Origin of the sequence: uncultured Thermus sp. (assembly GCF_938010445.1) — a bacterium.
In the GTDB taxonomy this organism is placed as follows: Bacteria; Deinococcota; Deinococci; order Deinococcales; family Thermaceae; genus Thermus; species Thermus altitudinis.
Window position 1 is genome coordinate 1 of the sequence record NZ_CALLUR010000105.1, and the last position, 22,924, is coordinate 22,924.

A 22,924-nucleotide genomic window follows, 5' to 3' on the forward strand; every position below is an offset into this window, starting at 1 on the left:
ACGGTTCTTAGGAAGGCGTTACTGGCCTTGATGGTGCGGAGGACGGCCTCTTTGGGAATCCTTCCCTCTTGGTAGAGGCGGCGAAGCGCCTCCTGGGCGCGCCCCGGGCAGGGCCAACCCCTCCCCCCTTAGGGCTTCACACCCTAGCCTTGCCGCCTTGGCGGTGGAAGAATAGGGCTATGCCGGTTAGCCGCTATTACGACGTCAAACGGGACGAGCGAGGCGAGCGGTACCTGGAGCCCTATGTCTCCGGTTTTCTTCTCCTTAGGCTTCCCCTCCTCAACAAGGGTACGGCCTTCACCGAGGAGGAGCGAAGAGCCCTGGGCCTCGAGGGCCTCCTTCCTCCCCACGTGAACACCCTGGAGGAGCAAAAGGAGCGGGTCTACCGCCGCTACCGCCTTATCCAAAGCCCTTTGGAGAAGCACATCTACCTACGCCACCTCCAGGACCGCAACGAGGTCCTCTTCTATGCCCTGTTGGTGGACCACCTGGAGGAGATGCTCCCCATCCTCTACACCCCCACGGTGGGGGAGGCGGTGCGGGAGTTTTCCCACATCTACCGGTATCCCCGGGGCTTCACCGCCAGCACCCGCAACCTTGACCTCATAGACCAGGCCCTGGCCAACGTGCCCTTGGAGGAGGTCCGCCTCATCGTGGCCACGGACTCCTCGGCCATCCTGGGCATCGGGGACCAGGGATATGGGGGCATGGCCATCTCCATCGGAAAGCTCACCATCTACACCGCCGCCGGGGGTGTGGGCCCGGATAAAACCCTTCCCGTGGAGCTGGACGTGGGCACGGACCGGGAGGACCTCCTCAAGGACCCCCTTTACCTGGGGGTGCGGCACAAGCGCCTAAGGGGGGAGGAGTACTACCGCTTCCTGGACCGCTTCGTGGAGGCGGTGCGCAAGCGCTACCCCAAGGCCCTCATCCAGTGGGAGGACTTCGCCAAGGAAGCGGCCTTCCACGTGCTGGAGCGCTACCGCAAGGTGGTGCCCTCCTTCAACGACGACATCCAAGGCACGGGGGCGGTGGCCCTGGCGGGGGTACTCTCCGCCTGCCGCCTGAAGGGGGAGAAGCTTTCGGAGCAGACCATCGTCATCTACGGGGCTGGGGCCGGGGGGATCGGGGTGGCCTGGGCCTTGCGGGAAGGCATGAAGCGGGAAGGGCTTTCCCAGGAGGAGGCCCGGGCCCGGGTGCTGGTCCTGGACTCCAAGGGGCTCTTGGTGGAAGGGCGGAGCATGGAAGGCTACAAAGCCCCCTACGCGCAAAGGCCTGACCGGATTGCCGGCTGGCGGTTTTCCGGGTCCTACCCAAATCTATTGGAAACCATTCAGAATGCCCGGGCCACGGTCCTCCTGGGCCTTTCCGGCCAGGGGGGAAGCTTTACCGAACCCGTGGTCAAGGCCATGCTGGAGAACACCCCTAGGCCCATCATCTTCCCCCTTTCCAACCCCACCTCCGCCTCCGAGGCCTTGCCCGATGACCTCATCTACTGGACGGAGGGGAGGGCCCTGGTGGCGGCGGGTAGCCCCTTTCCCCCGGTGGGCTACATGGGGCGGACCATCCCCATCGGCCAGGGGAACAACGCCTTCATCTTCCCTGGCCTCGGCCTGGGGGCGGTGTTGGCCCGGGCCCGGGAGGTGACGGACGGGATGGTTCTAGAGGCGGCCTACGCCCTTTACGACTACACGCAAAGCCATTTCCCCGAGCTCCTTTACCCCCCGGTGGCCCGCCTTAGGGAGGTGTCCCCTTATGTGGCGGCCCGGGTGATGCAGAAGGCCCTCGAGGAGGGCGTGGCGGAGGAGGAACGGGTGAAGGGGCTTTCCTTCAAGGGGCTTATGGAGTTCGTGCGCAGCCGCTTTTGGGAGCCCCAGTACCTCCCCTACCGCCCGGCCCCGGTAATCTAAGGGCATGGCCTGGCGGCTCTACTCCTTAGAACCCCTTCGCACAGAGGCCTTGGCCGGGCTAGGCGAGGGCCCGCCCCACCTCCAGGATTCAGGGGGGAGCTACCCCTTCCACCCTTTGGAGGAGCCTTGGGAGGCCAAGGGGGCCCCGCCCGTGCCCTGGCCAGAGCCCCTTTACTTCGTGGATGGGCGGGAGCGGGCCGAGGCCTTGATCTCCGATGGCCGGAGGCTGGTGCTCTTGGGGTGTGTGGCCGCCGGGGCGGTGGCGTTTGCCGAGGGGGGAATGCGCCTTTTGGAACCCCGGGTGCGCCGGGTGGGGGTGGGGCTTTGGGAACCCTTGGGCCTGGGGGAGTTGGTGTACGAGCCCTTGCCCCTGGAAGGGGGTGGGGAACCCCTTTCCCCCATGGCCTTGCAGGAGGGTTTGGCCAAGGCCCGGGCCCTCTTGGAAGAGGACCTGGCCAAAGGCCTTGAGGGGGGTCTCCTCATCGTGGATGGCCCGGTGCGCCTTAGGCGCCAGGGTCCGGTCCTGGGCTACATCAAAACCCACTGGGCCCGCTACCTCCCTGAGGACAAGGAGGCCCTCATCCCCACCCTAAGGCCGGGGGAGCGCACCCCCATGTTCCGCGTGCGCCGAGGAGGGCAGGAGCTGGCCAGCTGGTACCTGCGCCTGCCCCTTCCTCCCGAGGGGGTGCGGCCTCCCGAAAGCGGCCTCCTGCGGGTGGAAACCCCCCTCTCTCCGGAGGCCAAGGGCCTGGCGGACCTCTCCCTAAGCCTCTTCCCGGCCCTGGCCTCCCATCCGGTTAAAGACCCCCGGGCCCCCCAGAACCTCTTGCCCGTGGGAAGCCTGGAACGGGAGCTATCCCGTAGGATGGGAAGCCGGGATCTGGTGGGCCGCATCCTGGCCCGGTATCTGGGAGGTGGATGATGGGTGGGCCGGAAAACGGGCAACGGATCGGTGTGGTGCTGGGTCGGCGGGAGGCCACCCCCTTGGAGTTCTGGGTGGGGGTGGAAGGGGAAGGGCTTTTGCGCCTGGACGACCTGGTGGTGGTGGAGGGCTATCACCCCAAGGTGGGCAGGGTGCGCTACTTCGGCATGGTGGACCACGTGGCCAAGGCCCATGAGGGGGAAAGCTACGATACCGACACCTTCTTGGCGGTGGAGGGCAAGATCCCCGTGAGCCTGGCCTACGTGGCCCATGTGAGCGTGACCCGCATCCTGCCCGAGGAGTTTTTCCCCCCAGACCCGGGTTCTGCCGTCTACCTGGCCCAAGGGGAGGACCTGGAGCTGGCCCTTTACTACGAGGCCATGAAAAACCAAAGGGGAAGCACCAAGCTTCCCGCGGGGTTTCTGAAAAACGGGGAGGTGGCCTACCTCAACCTGGAGTTTTTGAACGGGGTCAAGGGGGGGCATGTCAACATCTCGGGGATCAGCGGGGTGGCGGCCAAGACCAGCTACGCCACCTTCCTCCTGAAGAGCCTCTTGGAAAGCGGGGTCCTGGAGGACGCCCACCAGGCCCGGGTCCTCCTTTTCAACGTGAAGGGGGAGGACCTCCTCTTCCTGGACAAGCCCAACCTGCGCCTTTCCCCGGAGGCCAAAAGGGATTACGAGAAGCTGGGCCTTGACCCGGGGCCCTTTAGGAGCGTGGCCTTCCTGGCCCCGCCCAAGAAGGGGGGGGAGGGGATCCTTCCCCACGTGGAAACCCGGCTGGAGGGGGTGAAGGCCTACTACTGGGACCTGGTGCAGTTTGCCCAGAAGGGGCTTCTTCCCTTCCTCTTTGCCGACCGGGGGGGGATGAGCAACCTGGGCTACCTCATCGTCCACGTGACGGAAAAGCTGAGGCGGCTGGCGGAAGGGCAGAAGGGCCCCCACCTCCTGGTTTCGGACTGGCCAGGAGCGGAGCTTCCGGAGGAGATCACCTTTGACGATCTGGGCCGGGTGCGGTTGAAAAGCTTCGCCCAACTGGTGCAGTACCTGGAGTACAAGCTTCTGGGGTCCGAAACGGGGGAAGGGAAGGGGGACGAGACCTGGGTGGCCCGCCAGGCCCGGGGGACCCTCGAGGCCTTTGTGCGCCGCCTCCGCTCCAGCGTGGAGAACGTGGGCCACCTGATCCGGGGAGACCGCCCGGGCAACCCCCCGGACCCCCTTTCGGGGAGCCACCAGGTGCACGTGGTGGACCTGGCCAAGCTCTCCCCCCAGGCCCAGATGTTCGTGGTGGGTAGCCTCCTCTCCGACCTCTTCGCCAAGAAGGAGCGGGGCCAGTACCGGGGGCGGGTCTTCGTGGTCTTGGATGAGCTCAACAAGTACGCTCCCCGGGACGAGGAAAGCCCCATCAAGGACGTGCTCCTGGACATCGCCGAACGGGGCCGCTCCTTGGGGGTCATCCTCATCGGGGCGCAGCAGACCGCCAGCGAGGTGGAGCGGAGGGTGGTGGGCAACGCCGCCATCCGGGTGGTGGGCAGGCTGGATGCCGCCGAGGCCGAGCGGCCCGAGTACCGCTACCTCCCCACCTCCTTCCGCCAACGGGCCCTGATCCTGCCCCAGGGGATGGTGATCCTGCACCAGCCGGAGATCCCCGTGCCCCTTTTGGTGCGCTTTCCCTTCCCGGCTTGGGCCACCAAGCGGGAGGAGGTCCTGGAGGACAACTCCGCCGAGGCCCTTAGGCGGGAGTTCTTCTAGTAGGATGGGGCTACCATGAAGGAGACCCCGCTGTATCAAGCCCACCTGCGCCACGGGGGGCGTATGGTGGAGTTTGCCGGCTACGCCCTGCCCTTGCAGTACACCTCCATCGTGGAGGAGCACCTCTTCGTGCGCCGGGAGGCGGGGCTTTTTGACGTGAGCCACATGGGGGAGTTTCTCATCCGGGGCCCTGGGGCCCTGGCCTTTTTGCAGTGGGCAACGGTTAACGACGCCGCCAGGCTCAAGGTGGGCCGGGCCCAGTACTCCATGCTTCCCAACGCCCAAGGGGGGGTGGTGGACGACATCTACCTGTACCGTCTGGCGGAGGAGGAGTACCTCATGGTGGTGAACGCCGCCAACATCGCCAAGGACTTTGCCCACCTGAAGGAGCTTGCCCGGGGCTTTGCCGTGGAGCTCACCGACGTCTCGGAGGAGACCGCCCTTCTGGCCCTCCAGGGGCCTAAGGCGGCCTCCCTCCTCCAGGGATTGACCGAGGCCGACCTTTCGCAAAGGAAGAAGAACGAGGTGTTCGCCGCTCGTGTGGCGGGCCGGCCCGCCCGCCTGGCCCGGACCGGGTACACCGGGGAGGATGGCTTTGAGCTGTTCCTGGCCCCGGGGGATGCCGAAGAGGTCTTTGAGGCCCTCTTGGCGGCGGGGGCCAGACCCGCAGGCCTAGGGGCCCGGGATACCCTGCGCTTGGAGGCCGGCTTTCCCCTTTACGGCCACGAGCTCACCGACGCCACCAACCCCCTGTGCACCCCCTGGGCCTGGGTGGTGAAGAGGGAGAAGGAGTACTACGGCAAGGAGGCGATGCTGGCCACGCCGTGCGCGGATAAGCTCATCGGCCTGGTGTTGGAGGTGGGGATTCCCCGGGAGGGGTATGGGGTGTACTCCGGTGACCGGGCGGTGGGCCGGGTGACCAGCGGGGGCTATTCTCCCCTATTGGAAAAGGGCATCGCCTTGGCCTATGTGGAGAAGGAGGCGGAGGGACCTTTTGTGGTGGAGGTCAGGGGACGGAAGGTTGGGGCTTCCCTTAGCCCTTTGCCCTTTGTACCGCTAAAATAGCGGGGGTTAGGAGGCGCTATGGACATACCCAAGGACCGCTTTTACACCAAGACCCACGAGTGGGCCCTGCCCGAAGGGGATACGGTTTTGGTGGGCATCACCGACTACGCCCAGGATGCCCTGGGGGACGTGGTCTACGTGGAGCTCCCCGAGGTGGGGCGCAGGGTGGAGAAGGGGGAGGCGGTGGCCGTGGTGGAGAGTGTGAAGACCGCCTCCGACATCTATGCCCCTGTGGCTGGGGAGGTGGTGGAGGTGAACGCCGCCTTGGAGAAGACCCCGGAGCTCATCAACCAGGACCCCTACGGGGAGGGTTGGATCTTCCGCCTTCGCCCCCTGGACATGGGGCACCTGGACGACCTTCTGGATGCCGCTGGCTACCAGGAGGTCCTGGAAAGCGAGGCGTAGGGCGGCCGGTATGGCGGGCTTAGGGCTTGGCGGTGCCCGGATGTCCTTAGCCGGGCAGCGGAGCCCTTCTGTGGCCCCGGGTCAAATGGCCCGGGGGTTTTGTTTAAGGATGGACCTATGGACTACACGCCCCATACGGAGGAGGAGATCCAGGCCATGCTGGAACGGGTGGGGGCGGGAAGCCTCGAGGACCTCTACCGGCACCTGCCCCAGGAGGTTCTAAACCCCCAGATTTCCCTGCCCGAGCCCTTGCCCGAGTGGGCGGTGTTGGAGGAGCTCAAGCGGCTTGCGGCCAACAACAAGCCTGCCTTCAAGGCCTTTTTGGGAGGGGGGATACGCAGCCATCACACCCCGCCCGTGGTCCAGGCCCTGGCAAGCCGGGGGGAGTTCCTCACCGCCTACACCCCTTACCAGCCGGAGGTAAGCCAGGGGGTTTTGCAGGCCATTTTTGAGTACCAGACCATGGTGGCGGAGCTTGCGGGCCTGGAGGTGGCCAACGCCTCCATGTACGACGGGGCTACCGCCTTGGCGGAAGGGGTCCTTTTGGCCCTCAGGGAGACGGGGAGGATGCGGGTGGTGGTTTCCCAAGGGGTGCACCCCGAGTACCGGGAAGTCCTCCAAAGCTACCTGGACGCCGTAGGGGCCGAGCTTCGCACCTGGCCTTTGCAGGAGGGCCGTACGCCCCTAGGGGAGATACCCGAGGGCACAGGGGCGGTGGTGGCGCAAAACCCCAACTATCTGGGCGCCCTGGAGGACCTCGCCCCCCTGGCCGAGGCCGCCCACAGGGCGGGGGCGCTTTTCGTGGTGGTGGCCGACCCCCTTTCCCTCGGGGTTCTGGAGCCGCCCGGGGCCTACGGGGCGGACATCGCCGTGGGGGACGGCCAGACCCTGGGTCTGCCCATGGGGTTTGGCGGGCCCCACTTCGGCTACCTGGCCACCAAGAAAGCCTTCGTGCGCCAGCTTCCCGGCCGGCTGGTGTCGGAAACCGTGGACGTGGAGGGCAGGCGGGGTTACATCCTCACCCTGCAGGCGCGGGAACAGTACATCCGCCGGGCCAAGGCCAAGAGCAACATCACCACCAACGCCCAGCTCACCGCCCTCATGGGGGCCATGTACCTGGCGGCCTTGGGGCCAGAAGGCCTTAAGGAGGTGGCCCTAAAGGGCGTGGCCATGGCCCACCGCCTTTGGGAACTCCTCTTGGAGATCCCCGGGGTGGCGCCCTTTACCCCGAAGCCCTTTTTCAACGAGTTCGTCCTCAGGCTTCCCCGGGATCCCCAGGCGGTGCGAAAAGCCCTGGCGGCACGGGGCCTCCACGCCGCCACCCCGGTGCCCAGGGAGTACGGGGAGAACCTGGCCCTTTTCGCCGCCACGGAACTTCACCGGGAAGAGGACCTTATGGCCCTTACGGAGGCCATGCGGGAGGTGCTGGCATGAGCTACCCCACCATCTTTGAACGGAGCCGTCCGGGAAGACGGGGCTTGAGGCTGGTGCAGGAGGTTCCCGAGGCCACCCGCTACATCCCGGAAGGGTTCCTGCGCAAGGACCCACCCCGGCTTCCCCAGGTGGACGAGCTCACCCTGGTGCGCCACTACACGGGGCTTTCCCGCCGCCAGGTGGGGGTGGACACCACCTTCTACCCCCTGGGCAGCTGCACCATGAAGTACAACCCCAAGCTCCATGAGGAGGCGGTGCGGCTTTTCGCCGACCTCCACCCCTACCAGGACCCGAGGACCGCCCAAGGGGCCTTGGAGCTCATGTGGCAGCTTGGGGAGTACCTGAAGGCCCTCACCGGCATGGACGCCATCACCCTAGAGCCGGCCGCCGGGGCCCACGGGGAGCTTACCGGGATCCTCATCATCCGCGCCTACCACCAGGACCGGGGGGAGGGGAAGGAGAGGCGGGTGGTGTTGGTGCCGGACTCCGCCCACGGCTCCAACCCCGCCACCGCCAGCATGGCGGGGTACGAGGTGCGGGAGGTCCCCTCGGGGCCGGATGGGGAGGTGGACCTCGAGGCCCTAAAGCGGGAGCTGGGCCCCCATGTGGCCGCCATCATGCTCACCAACCCCAACACCCTAGGGCTTTTTGAAAGGCGGATCCTGGAGATCGCCCGCCTGAGCAAGGAGGCGGGGGTGCAGCTCTACTACGATGGCGCCAACCTCAACGCCATCATGGGCTGGGCCCGGCCTGGGGACATGGGTTTTGACGTGGTGCACCTGAACCTGCACAAGACCTTCACCGTGCCCCATGGGGGAGGCGGCCCCGGTTCCGGGCCCGTGGGGGTGAAGGCCCACCTGGCCCCTTACCTCCCCGTGCCCACGGTGGAAAGGGGAGAGGAGGGCTTCCACCTGAACTTTGACCTCCCCAAGAGCATCGGCCGGGTGCGAAGCTTCTATGGCAACTTCCTGGCCTTGGTGCGGGCTTGGGCCTATATCCGCACCCTAGGGCTAGAGGGTCTTAAGAAGGCCGCGGCCCTTTCCGTGCTGAACGCCCGCTACCTGAAGGAACTCCTCAAGGAAAGGGGCTACCGCATCCCCTACGACGGGCCTTGCATGCACGAGTTCGTGGCCCAGCCGCCCGCGGGCTTCCGCACCCTGGACCTGGCCAAGGGGCTTTTGGAGCTGGGCTTCCACCCGCCCACGGTGTACTTTCCCCTCATCGTCAAGGAGGCCCTGATGGTGGAGCCCACGGAGACGGAGAGCAAGGAGACCCTCGAGGCCTTCGCCAAGGCCCTCGGGGAGCTCTTGCAAAAGCCCAAGGAGTGGCTGGAAGGGGCCCCCTACACCACCCCCGTCCGCCGGCTGGACGAGGTGCGGGCCAACAAGCAGCCCAAGCTCACCTACTTTGACGAAGGATAAAGGGGAGGGGCCTAGGGCCCCTCCCCCAGGGCGGCCTTATTTCTCCACGGGTAGGCCGGCTCCCGTCCAACCTTTCCAGCCCATGCGGATGTTGTAAACCTCATAGCCCTGGCCGCGGAGGAAGAGCAAGGCCATGGCGGCTCTATGGCTGGAGCCACAGTAGACCACGATGGGTTTTCCCTTGGGCAGTTCTGCTAGGCGGTTGGGTAGCTCGTGGAGGGGGATGTTTACGGCTCCGGGAACATGTCCGTTCTTGTAATCCTGAGGAGGCCGGACATCCAGAACAAAGGCCTCCATGAACTCCATCAGCTGCTTGGCCTCCACCGCATCCCGGTTGTAGTCGTCCGTGGTGATGGTGGCCAGGAAGCTCCCTACCTCCTTGACGGTGGGCGGGGAGAAGAAGGTTGGAAGCTTGGTTTGCGCCAAAACGGGAAGCAGTAGGAGAAGGCCGAGCCAAGGCCACTTCGGCAACCTTGCTAAAGAAAAGTTTTTTCTCATGGTTTCCTCCTAGGCTTGAAAGCCTAGCTCACCACCCTTCAGCTGTCAAGAAACGGGAATACAGTTTTAAGGTGTAGAGGGTTCAGAGGCCGAAATAGGCCCGCGCCAGGGCCACATCCTTGGCGATCTGGCCCTTTAACTCTTCCAAGTTAGGGAAGCGCCGTTCCTCCCGCAGGCGCTTTAGGAAGGCGATGCGCATTTCCTCCCCATAGAGTTCCCCGGCAAAGCCCAGGAGGTGGACCTCGAGGCGCCGCTCGCTCCCGTCTAGGGTGGGCCTCGTGCCCACGTTGGCCACCCCCCTATAGCGGCCAAAGGCTCCTTGGGCCTCCACGGCAAATACCCCGGGGGGAAGGACCTTCTGGGGGTGGACGGCCAGGTTGGCGGTGGGAAAGCCCAGCTTCCTCCCCAGCTTTTCCCCTTCCACCACCACCCCGTAAGCCCCATAGGGCCGGCCCAGGAGGTGGCGGGCCTCCTCCACCCGGCCCTCTTGCAAAAGGGCGCGGATGCGGCTGCTTTTCACCGGTTCCCCACCTAGGGTCAGAAGGGGAACCGTGCGCACCGGGGCCACCCGGGCCAAGTCCTCGAGCCCCCCGGCCCTTCCCTTGCCAAAACGGAAGTCTTCCCCCACATAGATGCGGCTGGCTCCCAGCCGCTTTAGGTCCTCCAGGAACTCCTCCGCCTCCCTCTGGGCGAAGGTCTCGTTGAAGGCTACCGCCAGGATGAGCTCCACCCCTAGCGCCCTTAAGGCCTCCACCTTTTCCGTAAGGTCCATCAGGAACCCCTCCCCCCGGGTGAAGACCTTGGTGGGAGGGTCAAAGGTGTAGACCAAAAGGGGCTGGTGAAGGCTCTTGGCCTCGGCCTGGGCCAGGTGCAAAAGGTGCTGATGGCCCAGGTGCACCCCATCAAAGGAGCCCACGGCCACCACCTTGGCCCCCTTGGGGACGTCAGCGACCTCGGAGAAAAGCATGGTAGTAAAGTACGCCCACCAGACCGGTGGCGGAAAACTCCACCTCGCCTTTATGGTGCATCTCTAAGGCCTTTTCCGGCTCCAGCCAGACCACCTCTATGGCCTCGTCTTCGTCGGGGTTTGCGCTTGCTTCCCTTAGGTTTTGCGCCAGGAAGACGTGGGTCTTCTCATCGGTGAAGCCTGGGGAAACGTAGTAGCTGAAAAGGTGCGTAAGGTCCCCCGTAAGGCCTGTTTCCTCGGCCAGCTCCCGCCGGGCAGTTTCCCAGGGGTCTTCCCCCGGTTCCATAAGGCCAGCGGGGATTTCCAGGGGAGCTAGCCCCACGGCCGGCCGGGGCTGGCGCACGAAGAGCATCTTCCCGTCCTTCATGGCGATGACGGCCACCGCTGGTCTATGCTCCACGATCTCGTAGTGGCCTTCCAAGGCCAGGTTCAGGATGCGGCCCCGGTAGAGGTAGGTGCGGCTCACGTCCCCATGTTAAGGCCAACGGCCCCGGGGGACACCCCCCGGGGTTACCGCAAGGGAATCACTGGAGGGCGTTCAGGGTAGCCAGGAGGACGGCGCGGGTGTAGGTGGGATTATGCACCCCCTTGGAGCCGTCGTTCACCAGGAGGAGATAGTTCCAGCTGGCCCGGACGATGGGGTCCTTGGTGAGGAAGACGGGCTGGCCCTTTTCGTCCCGGATATCCCCAAGCTGGCTGTAGAGCACGGTGCCGTCGGTGAGCGTCATCTTGAAGGCGATCTGCCCGGCGATGGAAACGATGTCCACTCGGTACACCGGAGCCTGCACCGGGGTGTTGGGGGCGAACTGGCCGGTTTCCAGGTTATAGGCCCGGACAGTCTTAATGCGGTCCCTTACTGCCAGAACCCGGGCGTTCACCTGGCTACGCAGCAGGGAGAGGAGGTGGTTGGTGTTTTCCTGGACCATTTCCTTGGTGTACTTGGTACCGTGGCAGGAGGCGCAGAGGTTTTCCGGGGTCTTGAAGGTGTGGCTGGAGTACTCCCCTGTCCCCGCCAGGCTCATGTGGCAGGTGGAGCAGGCGTTCCCGGTGAAGAAGGCATGGGGGTTGGGCCATTCCTTGGTGTCATCCACAAAGAAGGCGTTCTTACCCAGGATCACGTCCCCTTGGCTGGAGGCGTGGGGCGGCACATACCGGCCAGGGTCCTCGGTGTTCCAGGTAATGCGGCCGTTCCGGGAGTTGTGGCAGGCGATGCACAGGGCGGCGTTGCCCACGGCCGTGGCCTTAAACCCCGAGGGCAACATGGGGGTATCGTGCACCAGGCGCAAATCCCCCTCCTCGTCGTGGCAGGCCTTGCAGGTGATGGGTCTGACCTGGTCCCTGGTCAGCCCCAGGGACTTGAGGTAGTCCACGGTGGCCGGCTTGCCGTCCGGACCCACCAGGTTTCCGGGGTTGCCCTTTTTAAGCTGGTCCAGCCAAGCGATGAAGCCCTGCTCGCTGTGGCAACGGGCGCAGTGGGCGGCGCCCTCGGCTCGGGCCTCCACTGTGGCCACGCTCAGGGTCTTGGCCCCCATCACCCCGTTATTATGGGCGCTTTGCTCCCATTCCTTTTGGATAGCCTCCTTGTTGGAAAGGGCTACCATGAGGCCCAGGGCCAAGAGGACCAAAAGGGCTTTTTTCATAAGCATCACCCCTTACGCGTCCATTACATACCCCCATTACCACCTGAGTCAAGGGCAAGGTGTCCCTGCAAGCGGGGGCACGTTCCCCCGCGATAGCCAGGGGTAGGGTATCCAGGTACAGAGGGTATACTGGGCGGCATGTATGGGGTGCTGGTGTGGCCGCCGGAAGACCTGAAGGGTTTTCTGGAAGGCCTGCAGGCCCAGTATGGGGTGAGGGGCTTTGGCCCTCCTCACCTCAACCTGCGCCAGCCCTTTGACTGGCCCTACGAGGAGGAGGCGTTGAAGATCGCCCTTTCGGGCATCCTCCGGGGGCATGCTCCCTTTCGCCTGCGCCTGGGGAGTTGGGGCTATTTTCCCCAAGGGGTGGTCTACCTGAGGGCCTACGGGGGTACGCCTTTCCGGCGGCTCTACCATGCCTTGGAGCCCTTGGCCCCGCCCCTTAAGGAGATTGAGGGCCCCAGCTACCTACCCCACCTTACCCTGGCCCTGGGGCTTTCCGAAGAGGAGGCTAAGGGGCTGGTCCAAAGCCTTCCGCCCCCACCCCGGCATTCCTTCATGGTGAGGGAGGTGGCCTTGGTGCGGGACGAAAACGAGGGCCACCTCTTGGAGGTGGCCCGCTTTCCCCTGGGTACCGGGTGAGGGCTAGTCCAGGAAGTCCCGGAGCTTACGGGTGCGGGACTCGTGGTACTTGAGCTTTCTCAGGGCCTTGTTCTCAATCTGGCGGATGCGCTCCCGGGTGACCCCAAAGTAGGCCCCCACCTCCTCGAGGGTATGCTCCCGTCCATCTATGAGGCCTTTGCGCAGCTTCAGCACCATGGCCTCCCGCTCAGAAAGCTTGGAGAGGGCTTTTTCCAACTCCTCGGCCAGGAGGCTCTGGGCGGCGGCCTCCACGGGGGAGGGCAGGTTCTCGTCGGGGATGAAGTCCCCATAGAAGCTGTCCTTTTCGTCCCCGATGGGGGTTTCCAAGGAAACCGGCTCCTGGGCAATCTTCAGGGTTTCCTCCACCCGCTTGGCGTCCCAGCCCGGGCCCATGGCCTCGGCGATCTCCTCGTAGGTGGGTTCCCGCCCCAGCTCCTGCTGCAGGGTGCGGGCGGTGCGGGAGAGCTTGTTGATGGTCTCCACCATGTGCACGGGGATGCGGATGGTGCGGGCCTGGTCGGCGATGGCCCGGTTGATGGCCTGGCGGATCCACCAGGTGGCGTAGGTGGAGAACTTGAAGCGCCGCTTGTACTCAAACTTCTCCACCGCCCGGATGAGGCCTTGGTTGCCTTCCTGTATTAGATCCAGAAAAGAGAGCCCTCGGCCGGTGTATTTCTTGGCGATGGAAACCACCAGCCTCAGGTTGGCCTCTATGAGGTGCTGGCGGGCGGCCTCCCCCTCGCGGGCGAGGTGCAGGTAGCGCTTAAGCTCCTTGGGGAGGCTTTTGAGCTTTTGGTCAATCTCCTCCACCGTCTTGGGGTCCAGTTTCTCCTTTAGGCCGGGGATCTGGCCGATGCGGGCGGAGCCCAGGATCTTGGCCCGGACCACCTCGCGGACCAAATCCCCATCCAGGCCCGTGGCCTCGGAGAGCTTCTTAATGGCCTCCATGCCCTCCTCCACCTTGCGGGCCAGCTCGATCTCCTCCTCCAAGGTGAGGAGGGGAACCTGGCCGATCTCGTGCAGGTACTGGCGCACGGGATCGGAGGTGGATACCTTGGGAAGGGCCAGTTCCTCCTCTTCCTCAAAGAGCTCCTCGCCCAGGTAGTCCGGGGAAGGCCCTTCCTCGGGGAGAAGAAGGTCGTCGGCCTCCAGGAAGCCCTCCTCCCCCATGGGGTCCAGGGGCTCCTCCAGGAAGATCTCGGGGGCGAGGTCGGGCTCCTCCACCTCGGGCTGGGGTTCCTCCGGCCCCTCCTCCGGATAGCTCCTCTGGGGATCCTGGGCAGCCGGGGCCATCTCCTCGAGGGGGGTTTCCTCCTGGGGAGGGGTTTTCCCCCGCTTTTCCGAGGCGGCCCCCTCAGGGCTTGCCTTGGCCGGGGAGGCCTTGGGGGATTTCTTTAGGGCGTTGGTGGGTTCTTGGGTTTGGACGGACATCCTTTCCTCTTCCCCAGCGGTAACCTGCTTTGCCTTGTTCTTGGTCTTCTTCAACGCGGACCTCCCTCCTTGGGGTTTCTATCCCCGGTTGGCCTTTTGGGCGAAAAGCACCTTGTACTCCCTCACCAAAAGCGTCCTAAAAGCGCCAAAGCGCTCCTCCAGTAGGGGCTCATACTTCAGAAAGGGGTTGGCCACCAGGAAAAACCCACCGCCCGGCTTTAGCCGGGCCGCCGCCGCTTCCACGAAGGCCTGGGCCACATCCAGGATAACCGCTCCCCCCACGTGAAAAGGGGGGTTCGTAACTATGATGTCAAATGCCTCACCTTCTGTCAAGGCCTCGTCCACATCGGAGTGGAGTACCAGGGCGGTGAGCTGGTTCTCCACCAGGTTCCTCCTCAAGGAGAGGACCGAGACCAGGTCGTCCTCTAGGGCCGTCACCTCCCCGCCCATGTGGGCCAAGGGCAGGGTGAGGGCCCCGTAGCCTGCCCCCAGGTCCAGGATGCGCTTTCCCCGGATGCCTTCCCGGCCCACCTCCCCCACCAGGGCCTCCAGAAGAAGCACCGAGGCTTTGTCCACCTTCCCGGCGGAAAAGACTCCAGGGAGGTGGAAGAAGGTGAAGGACTCTCCGAGAAGCGTGGCCGCAAAGCGGTGCCAGAGGGCGGGTAGGGGTGGAGCCTCTTTTTCCTTTTCCAGAAGGGCCACCCGCACCGGGCCTTCCCGCTTCAGCACCTTGCCGTAGCCCAAGAGGGCCTGGGCCTCCTTAAAGTAGCGCTCGAACCCCTTGTTCTTATCCCCGGCCAGATACACCCGCCCCCCCATCCGTAAGGCGCGGGCGGCGGCCACCAGGGTGGCCTGCACGTAAGCGGTGCCCCGGCCTGCGGGCAGGGCCAGGACCACCAGGTGGTAGGCGTTCTCCTCCGCCTCCCAGGGAGGGGCCAGGCGGACCCTTAGGCCGCTGGCCTCGAGGCACCGCAAGGCGGCCCTGGAGGTCTCCAGCCTCTCCACCACCATCCGGCCTTCCAGGGGAAGGCTTCCCAGACCCACCCCGGGGTTGGGGTCCAGGGCCTTTTCCCCGTAAGGCGTTACCACTTTTTGCAGGAGCTCATAGACCGGATCCCGGTATCCCCGGGCCCCCGGCTTCACGTAAAGCACCCCTCCCGGCCGGGGTAAGGGGGTGAGGCGGTGGTACTCGGTTAGGGTCAGGCCCACAATGCTCCAGGATACGGGGCTTGGGGTGGATGGGCAAATGTGATAGTATTCCTTTTCAAGCCGCCCCCATGGCGGCAAGGAGGCAGACGTGGCCCTGGTCGTGCAAAAATATGGCGGCACCTCCGTGGGGGACCTGGAGCGCATCCACAAGGTGGCCCAGCGCATCGCCCACTACCGGGAAAAGGGGCATAGGCTGGCGGTGGTGGTCTCGGCCATGGGCCACACCACCGACGAGCTCATCGCCTTGGCCAAGCGGGTGAATCCGAGACCACCTTTCAGGGAGCTGGACCTCCTCACCACCACCGGGGAGCAGGTTTCCGTGGCCCTCCTCTCCATGCAGCTATGGGCCATGGGCATCCCGGCCAGGGGGTTTGTGCAACACCAGATCGGCATCCTCACCGATGGGCGCTTTGGCGATGCCCGCATCCTGGAGGTAAACCCTACCCGCATTCAGGAGGCTTTGGACCAAGGGTATGTGGCGGTGATCGCCGGCTTCATGGGCACCACCCTCGAGGGGGAGATCACCACCTTGGGCCGGGGAGGTTCCGACACCACCGCCGTGGCCATCGCCGCTGCCCTGGGGGCCAAGGAGTGCGAGATCTACACGGACACGGAAGGGGTCTACACCACCGATCCCCACCTGATCCCCGAGGCCCGCAAACTGGAGGCCATCGGCTACGACCAGATGCTGGAGATGGCCGCCCTGGGGGCCAGGGTCCTCCACCCTCGGGCGGTGTACTATGCCAAGCGTTACGGGGTGGTGCTCCACGTGCGCTCCAGCTTCTCCTATAACCCCGGTACCTTGGTGAAGGAGGTCAACATGGAGATGGGCAAGGTGGTGACGGGTGCGGCCTTGGATCTGGACCACGCCCAGATCGGGCTCATTGGGATCCCGGACCAGCCGGGGATCGCCGCCAAGGTCTTCCAGGCCCTGGCGGAGCGGGGCATCGCCGTGGACATGATCATCCAAGGGGTTCCCGGGCACGATCCTTCCCGGCAGCAGATGGCCTTTACCGTGAAGAAGGACTTTGCCCAGGAGGCCCTCGAGGCCCTGGAACCCGTCCTGGCCGAGATCGGGGGGGAGGCCCTTCTCCGCCCTGACATCGCCAAGGTCTCCATCGTGGGGGTGGGGTTGGCCTCGGCCCCGGAGATCCCCGCCAAGATGTTCCAGGCGGTGGCCTCCACCGGGGCCAACATTGAGATGATCGCCACCAGCGAGGTGCGCATCTCCGTCATCATCCCCGCCCAGTATGCCGAGGCGGCCCTAAGGGCGGTGCACCAGGCCTTTGAGCTGGATAAGCCCTGATGGAAAGGACCTTCCTCTCCTGGGAGGATCTCCTTCGCCTGGTGCGCCACCTGGTTGGGAGGCTTCCGGGGGAGGAGTTTGACCTCATCCTGGGCATCGCCCGGGGCGGGCTCATCCCCACGGCCCTTCTGGCCCAGGCCTTGGGAATGCGGGACATCGTGACGGCAGCGGTGAGGTTCTACGAGGGGGAGGAGGCTCTTCCTGAGCCGGTGTTCTTGCAGTTTCCCCCGGATCCTGTGCTTTTTGGCAAAAGGGTTTTGGTGGTGGATGACGTGTGGGACTCGGGGCGGACAGCCCTGGCGGTGAAGCTCCGGGTGCGCCAGGCGGGCGGTTTTCCCTTGGTGGCCACCCTGCACTTCAAGCCCGGCCGGAACCAGGTGCCGGACCAACCCGACGTGTACGCCGAGGCCACGGAGGCCTGGGTGGTCTACCCTTGGGCCCCGGAGGCCTGGAGGAAAACGTAAGCCACCCTGGCCTTGGGCCAGGGTGGGGTGCGGAAGCCCTAGATGAGCCCCAGAGCCTTTACCTGTTCCATCTCGTCCAGAAGCTCCTGGGCGGTGATCTCCATCCGCTTCCGGGCGAAGTCGTTGATCTCCAAACCCCGGACGATCGCGTACCTCCCATCCTTGGCGGTGACGGGGAAGGAGTAGACGATCCCCTCGGGGACCCCGTAGGAGCCGTCGGAAGGGATGGCCATGGAAACCCAGTCCCCTTCAGGGGTGCCCAGGGCCCAGTCGCGGATGTGCTCAATGGCGGCGTTAGCGGCGCTGGCGGCGCTGGAGGCACCCCGGGCCTGGATGATGGCCGCTCCCCTTTGGGCCACGGTGGGGATGAACTCCTTTTCGTACCACTCCATGTCCACCAGCTCCAAGGCGGGTTTGCCGTCCACCTCCGCATGGAAGAGGTCGGGGAACATGGTGGAGGAGTGGTTGCCCCATACGGCAATCCGGCGGATGCGGTCCACGGGAACCCCGGTTTTCTTGGAAAGCTGGGCCTTGGCCCGGTTGTGGTCCAGCCGGGTCATGGCGGTGAAGTTCCTGGGATCCAGGCCCTCGGCGTTTTTGTAGGCGATGAGGGCGTTGGTGTTGGCGGGGTTGCCCACCACCAGGACCCTGACCTGGCGCTTGGCCACCTCGGCCAGGGCCCGGCCCTGCTCGGTGAAGATCCGGCCGTTCATCTCCAGGAGGTCGCGGCGCTCCATGCCCGCCTTCCTGGGGGCCGCCCCCACCAAAAGGGCGTAGTCGGCGTCCTTAAAGGCCACCTTGGGGTCGTCCGTGGCCACGATCCCCGCCAAGAGGGGGAAGGCGCAGTCCTCCAGCTCCATGATGACCCCTTCCAGGGCTCTGAGGGCCTGGGGGATCTCCAAGAGCTGGAGGATGATGGGCTGGTCCTTTCCCAGCATCTCCCCTGCAGCGATGCGGAAAAGAAGGCTGTAGCCGATCTGGCCTGCGGCGCCGGTGACCGCCACGCGAACGGGGCTTTTCATCCTGTACCTCCATGGGCCTATGCCCGAAAGGATTCTACCTCAAAGGTTACGGTAGATGCGCCTTTCCGCCTCAATGGCCTGGTCCAGTTCCTGGATTTCTCGCAGGATCTCCAGGCTGGGGTTGCGGTGAAGCTCTTCTTTCAGCTTGGCCCGACGCTCCAGGTAATAGGCTTCCCGCAAGCGGGCCAGGGTTTTTTCCAGGAGTTCTGGGAACCTGGGCTCGTCCATGGAGGGGACCAGCATCAGCCTTTCCAGAAGGATGCCCCCCGCTTCTTTGCGGCTTAGCACCTGGCGCAGGTAATCCCGTCGGGGTTCGCGGCTGGCCAGCTCCAAGAACTCGGAGAGCAGGGAGCCTTCCGGGGGCCATACGTGAAGGGCCGTGTGGTGCACCCACTCGGCAAAGCGCTCCTCCGGCAGGGAGAGGAGGAGGGCCATCACGTCCAGCTCCAAAAGGAGGACCCGGTTTTTGGGCTCGGCCTTGGGGGGTTGGGGGGGTGGGCGTTTGCCCCGCTTGAGGCTGGCCAGGTAGTCCTCCAGCTGGCGCGGGGAAAGCCCTAACCGCTCCACCACCAGGGCCTTGAGGCGGTCGGCCACGGGATCAAAGGGCTCCGGGGAGAGCATCCTGGGGGTGAGGGCTTCCAATACTTTGCGCTTGTGCTCGGGCCGGGTTAGGTCGAGGCCCCGGCTGGCCTCCTGGAAGCGGAACTCCACCTCGGGGAGGGCCTCCTCCAGGGCCTTTTGGAAGAGGGCCGGGCCCTCAGGGAGGAGAAGGAGCTCCCCGGGGTCCTTGCGGGGCAGGCGCACGGCATAGAAGAGGAACTTCCGGGCCAAGGAGAGGTCCAGGCTCTGCAGGGTGGCCTTTTGTCCGGCCTCGTCGGCGTCAAAGGCCAGGTAGACCTCCCGCACCTCCTGCATGGCCAAAAGGTGGGCCTGCTCCTCGGAAAGCCCCGAGCCCAAAACCGCCACCGCCTCGGTGAAGCCCATCTGGTGGAGGGCGATGGCGTCAAAAAGCCCTTCCACCACGATGGCCCGCCCCTCGCGCAGTTTGGCCTTGGCCTCGGGGTAGGCGAAGAGCACCTCCCGCTTGCGGAAGAGGGGGGTTTCCGGGGAGTTCAGGTACTTGGGGGTTTCCTCCCCCAAGGCTCTTCCCGTGAAGGCCACGATCCGCCCCAGCTGGTCCTTGATGGGGAAGGTGATGCGGTTCCGGAAGCGGTCGTAGAAGCGCCCGTCCTTTTCCGCCAGGACCCCGGCCTTAAGGCCCTCCTCCGGGCTGATGCCGTGCCGGCTCAGGTGGGTGAGGAGGCCATCCCCCTTGGGGGGGGCATAGCCCAGGCCAAAGCGGGCTATGCTTTCCGGGTTGAGGCCTCGGCCCTCCAGATACGCCTGGGCCTCGAGGGAGGCCTTAAGCCCCTCCAGGAAGTACTCCTGGGAAAGCTTGAGGACATCCAGAAGCTCCCGGCGCTTGGCGGGAGCCCCGCCCTTGGGGAGCTCTACCCCTGCCTCCTCCGCCAGGCGCTCTAAGGCCTCCCGGAAGTCCAGGCCTTCAATCCTTTCCACAAAGGCGAAGAGATCCCCTCCCGCCTTGCAACCGAAGCAGTGGAAGAGCCCCTTCTCTTCGTCCACGTAGAAGGAGGGGGTCTTTTCCTGGTGGAAGGGGCAAAGACCCTTCCAGCGGCCGCGGCCTGCGGGCTTTAGGGCCACGTACCGGGCAACCACCTCCCTTAGGGAGAGGCGACGCTTGATGGCCTCTACCGCATGGGCCGCCTCCATCCTACCCCCCGCTCACGCCAAAGCCTCAGGACCCACCTTCCCAGGATACCGTATCCCCGGAGGTCCCCTTGGGGTTCCTCCCCCAGGAGGACCTTCTGCCAGACGTGAGTTAGGGGCACAGAGGGGGTGAATCCCAGGAGGTGTTCCACCCTCTCCCCCCCTTCAAGGAGGAGCTGGGCCCTTAGGAGCCGGGCCACCTCCAGGTGTACGGCGAAGCCCGTGCGGTGGGTCTGGTAGAGGAGGTACTGGGAGAGGGTCTGGGCCCTTCTTGGGGCCTTGGGCCAGAGGTAAAGGGCCAGGGAGGTCAGGGCCAGGTGGTACACGTAGGGGTTGGAAAGCCTCCTGGCCTCCCGCAGGGCCTCCTTCAGGAGGGGGGTGGGATCATGGCCCTTTTGCCAGCGGTGGTGGGCCAGGGCCAATACCCCCAGGGCCTTGCCGTCCGGGTGGTGCAGGGCGGCCTGGAAGAGATCCTCCCGGAACCGCCCCCTTAGGGTCCAGGTGGAGAGGAGGGCGGCAGCCAGCCAGGGGTGGGGCATCCGGTGGTAAGCGGCCTCGCCCTCCTCCAGGGCTTGGGGGAGGCGGCCGGTTTCCAGAAGGAGGCGGATCCGGGTGGCGTGGAAGCGGGTTTCCGACTCCAGGTCCCCGGGCGGGGCCTCGGTTAGCAGGGCCTCCGCTTCGGCGTAGCGGCCCAGGTCCATGAGGAGGCCCGCCCTTAGGCTCTGCCGGTGGAGGCGTAGGGAAGCGGGGATAAGGGGATGGGGCTCGGTGAGGACCTCCAGGGCTTGCCGGGGCTGGAAGGCCCGCCAAAGGGCCCCCGCCACCCTAAGCCGGGCCTGGGCCTCCTCCAGGGGGTAGGGCTTGAGGCTGGGCAGGAGGGGAAGGAGGTGTAAGGGATGCTGGGCCTGGCGGAGGGCTTCCAGCACGGGGTCTTCGGACCTAGGGCCCCCTTGGGCCTCCTCCGCTTGGCCTAAGGAAGCCTGGGCATCCTGGAGCTCCTTGGCCAAGGCCTCCCGCCAGGAGGGTGGGGCGGCCTTCAGGGCCTCGTGGTAAAGAGGAATGGCCTGTTCGGGGTGGCCTTGCCGCCAGGCGGCCTGGGCGAGAAGCCTCAGGGCCTGCACCGCCTCCTGCACCTGCCCGGCCTCCTTCAGGTGGTGGGCCATGGGCCAGAGGGCCCCCTTTTCCCGGTAAAAGCGGGCCGCCGCCTGGTGCCAGGCCTTGGCCCGCTCCTCCGGCACCAGGGCCCGGGCCGCCTGGGCGATCTCGGGTAGGACCCTGCCCCCTTGCACCAGGCCCTCCTCCTCCAGGCGTTCGGCGGAAAAGCTGCCCGCTAGCCCCTGCAGGAGCTCCACCAGGTCTCCTTTGCGCCTTTCTTCCTCCAGGAGGGGGGAGTCCTGCTCCAGCACCCCCAGGATCAAAAGGGCCTGGCGTTCCGCCGGGGGGAGGGCGTCTAGGGCGGGTTGCAGGGCCAGTAGGGGAGGGGCCTTGAGGCCCTGGACCTCCAGGATAGGCGGGAATAAGGGCCTGCGGCTTTCCGCCAGGACCGAGAGGTTGGGGAAAGGGTGCCGAAGAAGGGCCCGCAGGATGCGATCTGGGGCATGGAGGTTTTTGGCCACCAGGAGGAGGGGGTGGGGCAGGTTTTGCAAAACCCTTTTCCAGGCCTCGTAAATGGCCGCCTCCAGGGTGGTGCGATCCCAGGGAGGGCGGGCCACCCTAGCCAACCTGGTCCCTTCGGGGCCCTTTTCCTCGAGGCCCAGGCTGTAGCGCCAGGCCAGGGCAAGTTCGGGGGAAAGGTCCGCCAGGGCTAAGAGGGCTTCCGGTTCACCAAAGGCCTTCTCCACCGCCTGGCGCAGGGTGGTCCGCAAGGGGGTTTCCGGCCCCATGCGCTCCAGGACCACCACGGGGTGAGGAAAGGCTTCCAAAAACTTCTCCAGAAGAAGGGTTTTGCCGCTTCCCGGCGGGCCCACCAGGTTCAGGCGGGCGGGGAAGCGGCCGAAGGTTTTCTGAAGGAGGGCCAGAAGAGCCTGGCCGTCCGGGTCCAGCCCTACCTGGACCGCCTTCACCCGGGACACCTCCACCGTTCCCAGGCCCTTGGCCTCCCGGAGGCCCAGGCCTTCCGCCTCCACCCCTCGGGCCAGGGCCAGGGTTTGGGGCTCGGTGAGCACCTCTCCCGGAAGGGCCATCTTGCTGAGCCGCTCCGCCAGGACCACCGGGGGGCCCACCGCGGTGGGTTCGCCTGCCTGGCCGCTTCCCAAGGGGGCCCAAAGCACCTCCCCGCTGGCCACCCCGGCCCGGGCGGGCAAAGGGGAGGTGCGCACCATCTCCAAGGCGGCCTCCAGGGCCCGCCAGGGCTCTTTGCCCCGAGCCCTGGGGGCCCCAAAGAGGACCAGGATCCCATCCCCCAGGAAGCGGTGGACGAAACCTCCTTGGGCCCGGGCCACGCGAGCGGCCTCCTCGAGGGCCTCCTGCAGGTGCTGGTAGGCCACCTGGAGGCCCGCTTGGAAGTGCTGGCTGGAGTTCACCAGATCGTAGAAGAGAACGCTTACATACCGCCTTTCCTCGGGCAAAAGGGCCCCCAGGGCCCGGCCGCAGGCCATGCAAAAACGGGCCTCGGGGGGGTTTTTCTGCCCGCATTCGCAGCGCATCTCACTCCCGGAAGAGCATTAGAGGTGGCCAGAGGAGCACCTCGGCCATCTCCGGCAAGGGATCTTCCGCATACACCACCAGGGGCAGGAGGCTTTCCAGCAAGTAAAAGCCCTCGGCCAAGGGGAGGGCTTTCCCCCCTAGGCGGTAGGAGGCCCCCTCCCGTTGCCAGAAGGCCTCCCCTCTTAAGGGTTTGGCCTCCCGCACCATCCCGTGCAGGAGCACCCAGGTGGGGCCGGTGGGGGCAGGGGGGGTACCCCGGTCCAAGGCGTAGAAGACCTGGCCCCGGGCCAGGCCCTCCAGCAAGGGGCTTCCCCAAGGTTCGGGAAACAGGTAAGCCTCCACCCCATGGGCTCGGAAACGGGCGAAGAAGGCCTCGGGGCTTTCCTCTATGGCGTGGCCGGTGGCGGTGGCCCTGGGGGTCATGGCT

General features: G+C 65.7%; 20 protein-coding genes. 10 read left to right on the top strand and 10 right to left on the bottom strand.

The window, feature by feature from the left end; all coding sequences use genetic code 11:
- Positions 1-179: 179 nt before the first annotated feature.
- The 7 genes from Q0693_RS05930 to gcvPB all read left to right on the top strand — a co-directional run bounded on the left by Q0693_RS05930 (position 180) and on the right by gcvPB (position 8,908).
- Positions 180-1,910, top strand: coding sequence for an NAD-dependent malic enzyme (locus Q0693_RS05930; protein WP_298629934.1), 1,731 nt, complete (start codon positions 180-182; stop codon positions 1,908-1,910).
- 4 nt (positions 1,911-1,914) lie between these two features.
- Positions 1,915-2,832, top strand: coding sequence for a DNA double-strand break repair nuclease NurA (locus tag Q0693_RS05935; protein WP_243030138.1), 918 nt, complete (start codon positions 1,915-1,917; stop codon positions 2,830-2,832).
- Positions 2,829-4,583: an ATP-binding protein gene (locus Q0693_RS05940; protein WP_298629938.1), complete on the top strand. Its 1,755-nt coding sequence runs from the start codon at positions 2,829-2,831 to the stop codon at positions 4,581-4,583. Before Q0693_RS05935 ends, Q0693_RS05940 begins: the two co-directional genes overlap by 4 nt.
- Positions 4,584-4,598: 15 nt before the next feature.
- Positions 4,599-5,648 (top strand): glycine cleavage system aminomethyltransferase GcvT, encoded by a 1,050-nt coding sequence (gcvT, locus tag Q0693_RS05945; protein WP_243030140.1) that lies wholly within the window; start codon positions 4,599-4,601, stop codon positions 5,646-5,648.
- Between the two features lie 18 nt (positions 5,649-5,666).
- Positions 5,667-6,053 (top strand): glycine cleavage system protein GcvH, encoded by a 387-nt coding sequence (gcvH, locus tag Q0693_RS05950; RefSeq protein WP_114312099.1) that lies wholly within the window; start codon positions 5,667-5,669, stop codon positions 6,051-6,053.
- 117 nt (positions 6,054-6,170) lie between these two features.
- Positions 6,171-7,487 (top strand): aminomethyl-transferring glycine dehydrogenase subunit GcvPA, encoded by a 1,317-nt coding sequence (gene gcvPA, locus Q0693_RS05955; RefSeq protein WP_298629941.1) that lies wholly within the window; start codon positions 6,171-6,173, stop codon positions 7,485-7,487.
- The gene (gcvPB, locus tag Q0693_RS05960) at positions 7,484-8,908 is read left to right on the top strand and encodes an aminomethyl-transferring glycine dehydrogenase subunit GcvPB (protein ID WP_298629942.1); all 1,425 of its coding nucleotides are present in this window, start codon (positions 7,484-7,486) and stop codon (positions 8,906-8,908) included. Before gcvPA ends, gcvPB begins: the two co-directional genes overlap by 4 nt.
- A 36-nt stretch (positions 8,909-8,944) precedes the next feature.
- Here the strand turns inward: gcvPB and Q0693_RS05965 are convergent, their stop codons facing one another.
- The 4 genes from Q0693_RS05965 to Q0693_RS05980 all read right to left on the bottom strand — a co-directional run bounded on the left by Q0693_RS05965 (position 8,945) and on the right by Q0693_RS05980 (position 12,013).
- A complete protein-coding gene (locus tag Q0693_RS05965) occupies positions 8,945-9,379 on the bottom strand; it encodes a rhodanese-like domain-containing protein (RefSeq protein WP_298629944.1) in 435 nt (144 codons plus the stop codon).
- A gap of 109 nt (positions 9,380-9,488) precedes the next feature.
- Positions 9,489-10,373 carry a riboflavin biosynthesis protein RibF gene (gene ribF, locus Q0693_RS05970; RefSeq protein WP_298629946.1) on the bottom strand — a complete coding sequence of 295 codons (885 nt, stop codon included), beginning with the start codon at positions 10,371-10,373 and terminating at the stop codon, positions 9,489-9,491.
- Positions 10,351-10,839, bottom strand: coding sequence for an NUDIX hydrolase (locus Q0693_RS05975; protein WP_298629948.1), 489 nt, complete (start codon positions 10,837-10,839; stop codon positions 10,351-10,353). The genes ribF and Q0693_RS05975 overlap by 23 nt, the downstream gene beginning before the upstream one ends.
- Before the next feature lie 58 nt (positions 10,840-10,897).
- On the bottom strand, positions 10,898-12,013 hold the full coding sequence (locus Q0693_RS05980; protein WP_298629951.1) for a hypothetical protein: 1,116 nt from the start codon (positions 12,011-12,013) through the stop codon (positions 10,898-10,900).
- A gap of 138 nt (positions 12,014-12,151) precedes the next feature.
- Between Q0693_RS05980 and Q0693_RS05985 the strand changes: the two genes are divergently transcribed.
- A complete protein-coding gene (locus Q0693_RS05985; RefSeq protein ID WP_243030147.1) occupies positions 12,152-12,652 on the top strand; it encodes a 2'-5' RNA ligase family protein in 501 nt (166 codons plus the stop codon).
- Positions 12,653-12,655: 3 nt separating this feature from the next.
- Here Q0693_RS05985 and rpoD read toward each other — a convergent pair whose 3' ends face one another.
- Positions 12,656-14,137 (bottom strand): RNA polymerase sigma factor RpoD, encoded by a 1,482-nt coding sequence (gene rpoD, locus Q0693_RS05990; RefSeq protein ID WP_298629953.1) that lies wholly within the window; start codon positions 14,135-14,137, stop codon positions 12,656-12,658.
- Positions 14,138-14,161: 24 nt separating this feature from the next.
- Positions 14,162-15,292, bottom strand: coding sequence for a methyltransferase (locus Q0693_RS05995; protein ID WP_298629955.1), 1,131 nt, complete (start codon positions 15,290-15,292; stop codon positions 14,162-14,164).
- 88 nt (positions 15,293-15,380) lie between these two features.
- Between Q0693_RS05995 and Q0693_RS06000 the strand changes: the two genes are divergently transcribed.
- Both Q0693_RS06000 and Q0693_RS06005 read left to right on the top strand, forming a co-directional pair.
- A complete protein-coding gene (locus Q0693_RS06000) occupies positions 15,381-16,598 on the top strand; it encodes an aspartate kinase (protein WP_243030150.1) in 1,218 nt (405 codons plus the stop codon).
- Positions 16,598-17,062 carry a phosphoribosyltransferase family protein gene (locus Q0693_RS06005; protein WP_298629958.1) on the top strand — a complete coding sequence of 155 codons (465 nt, stop codon included), beginning with the start codon at positions 16,598-16,600 and terminating at the stop codon, positions 17,060-17,062. The genes Q0693_RS06000 and Q0693_RS06005 overlap by 1 nt, the downstream gene beginning before the upstream one ends.
- Positions 17,063-17,100: 38 nt before the next feature.
- Here Q0693_RS06005 and Q0693_RS06010 read toward each other — a convergent pair whose 3' ends face one another.
- Genes Q0693_RS06010 through Q0693_RS06025 form a run of 4 tightly spaced genes read right to left on the bottom strand, consistent with a single transcriptional unit; the run spans position 17,101 to position 22,920 of the window.
- On the bottom strand, positions 17,101-18,084 hold the full coding sequence (locus Q0693_RS06010) for a malate dehydrogenase (RefSeq protein ID WP_298629960.1): 984 nt from the start codon (positions 18,082-18,084) through the stop codon (positions 17,101-17,103).
- Positions 18,085-18,123: 39 nt separating this feature from the next.
- The gene (dnaG, locus tag Q0693_RS06015; protein ID WP_298629962.1) at positions 18,124-19,854 is read right to left on the bottom strand and encodes a DNA primase; all 1,731 of its coding nucleotides are present in this window, start codon (positions 19,852-19,854) and stop codon (positions 18,124-18,126) included.
- Positions 19,833-22,496, bottom strand: a complete 2,664-nt coding sequence (locus Q0693_RS06020) for an AAA family ATPase (protein ID WP_298629964.1) — start codon at positions 22,494-22,496, stop codon at positions 19,833-19,835. The genes dnaG and Q0693_RS06020 overlap by 22 nt, the downstream gene beginning before the upstream one ends.
- Before the next feature lies 1 nt (position 22,497).
- The gene (locus tag Q0693_RS06025) at positions 22,498-22,920 is read right to left on the bottom strand and encodes a hypothetical protein (protein WP_298629966.1); all 423 of its coding nucleotides are present in this window, start codon (positions 22,918-22,920) and stop codon (positions 22,498-22,500) included.
- Positions 22,921-22,924 lie beyond the last annotated feature (4 nt).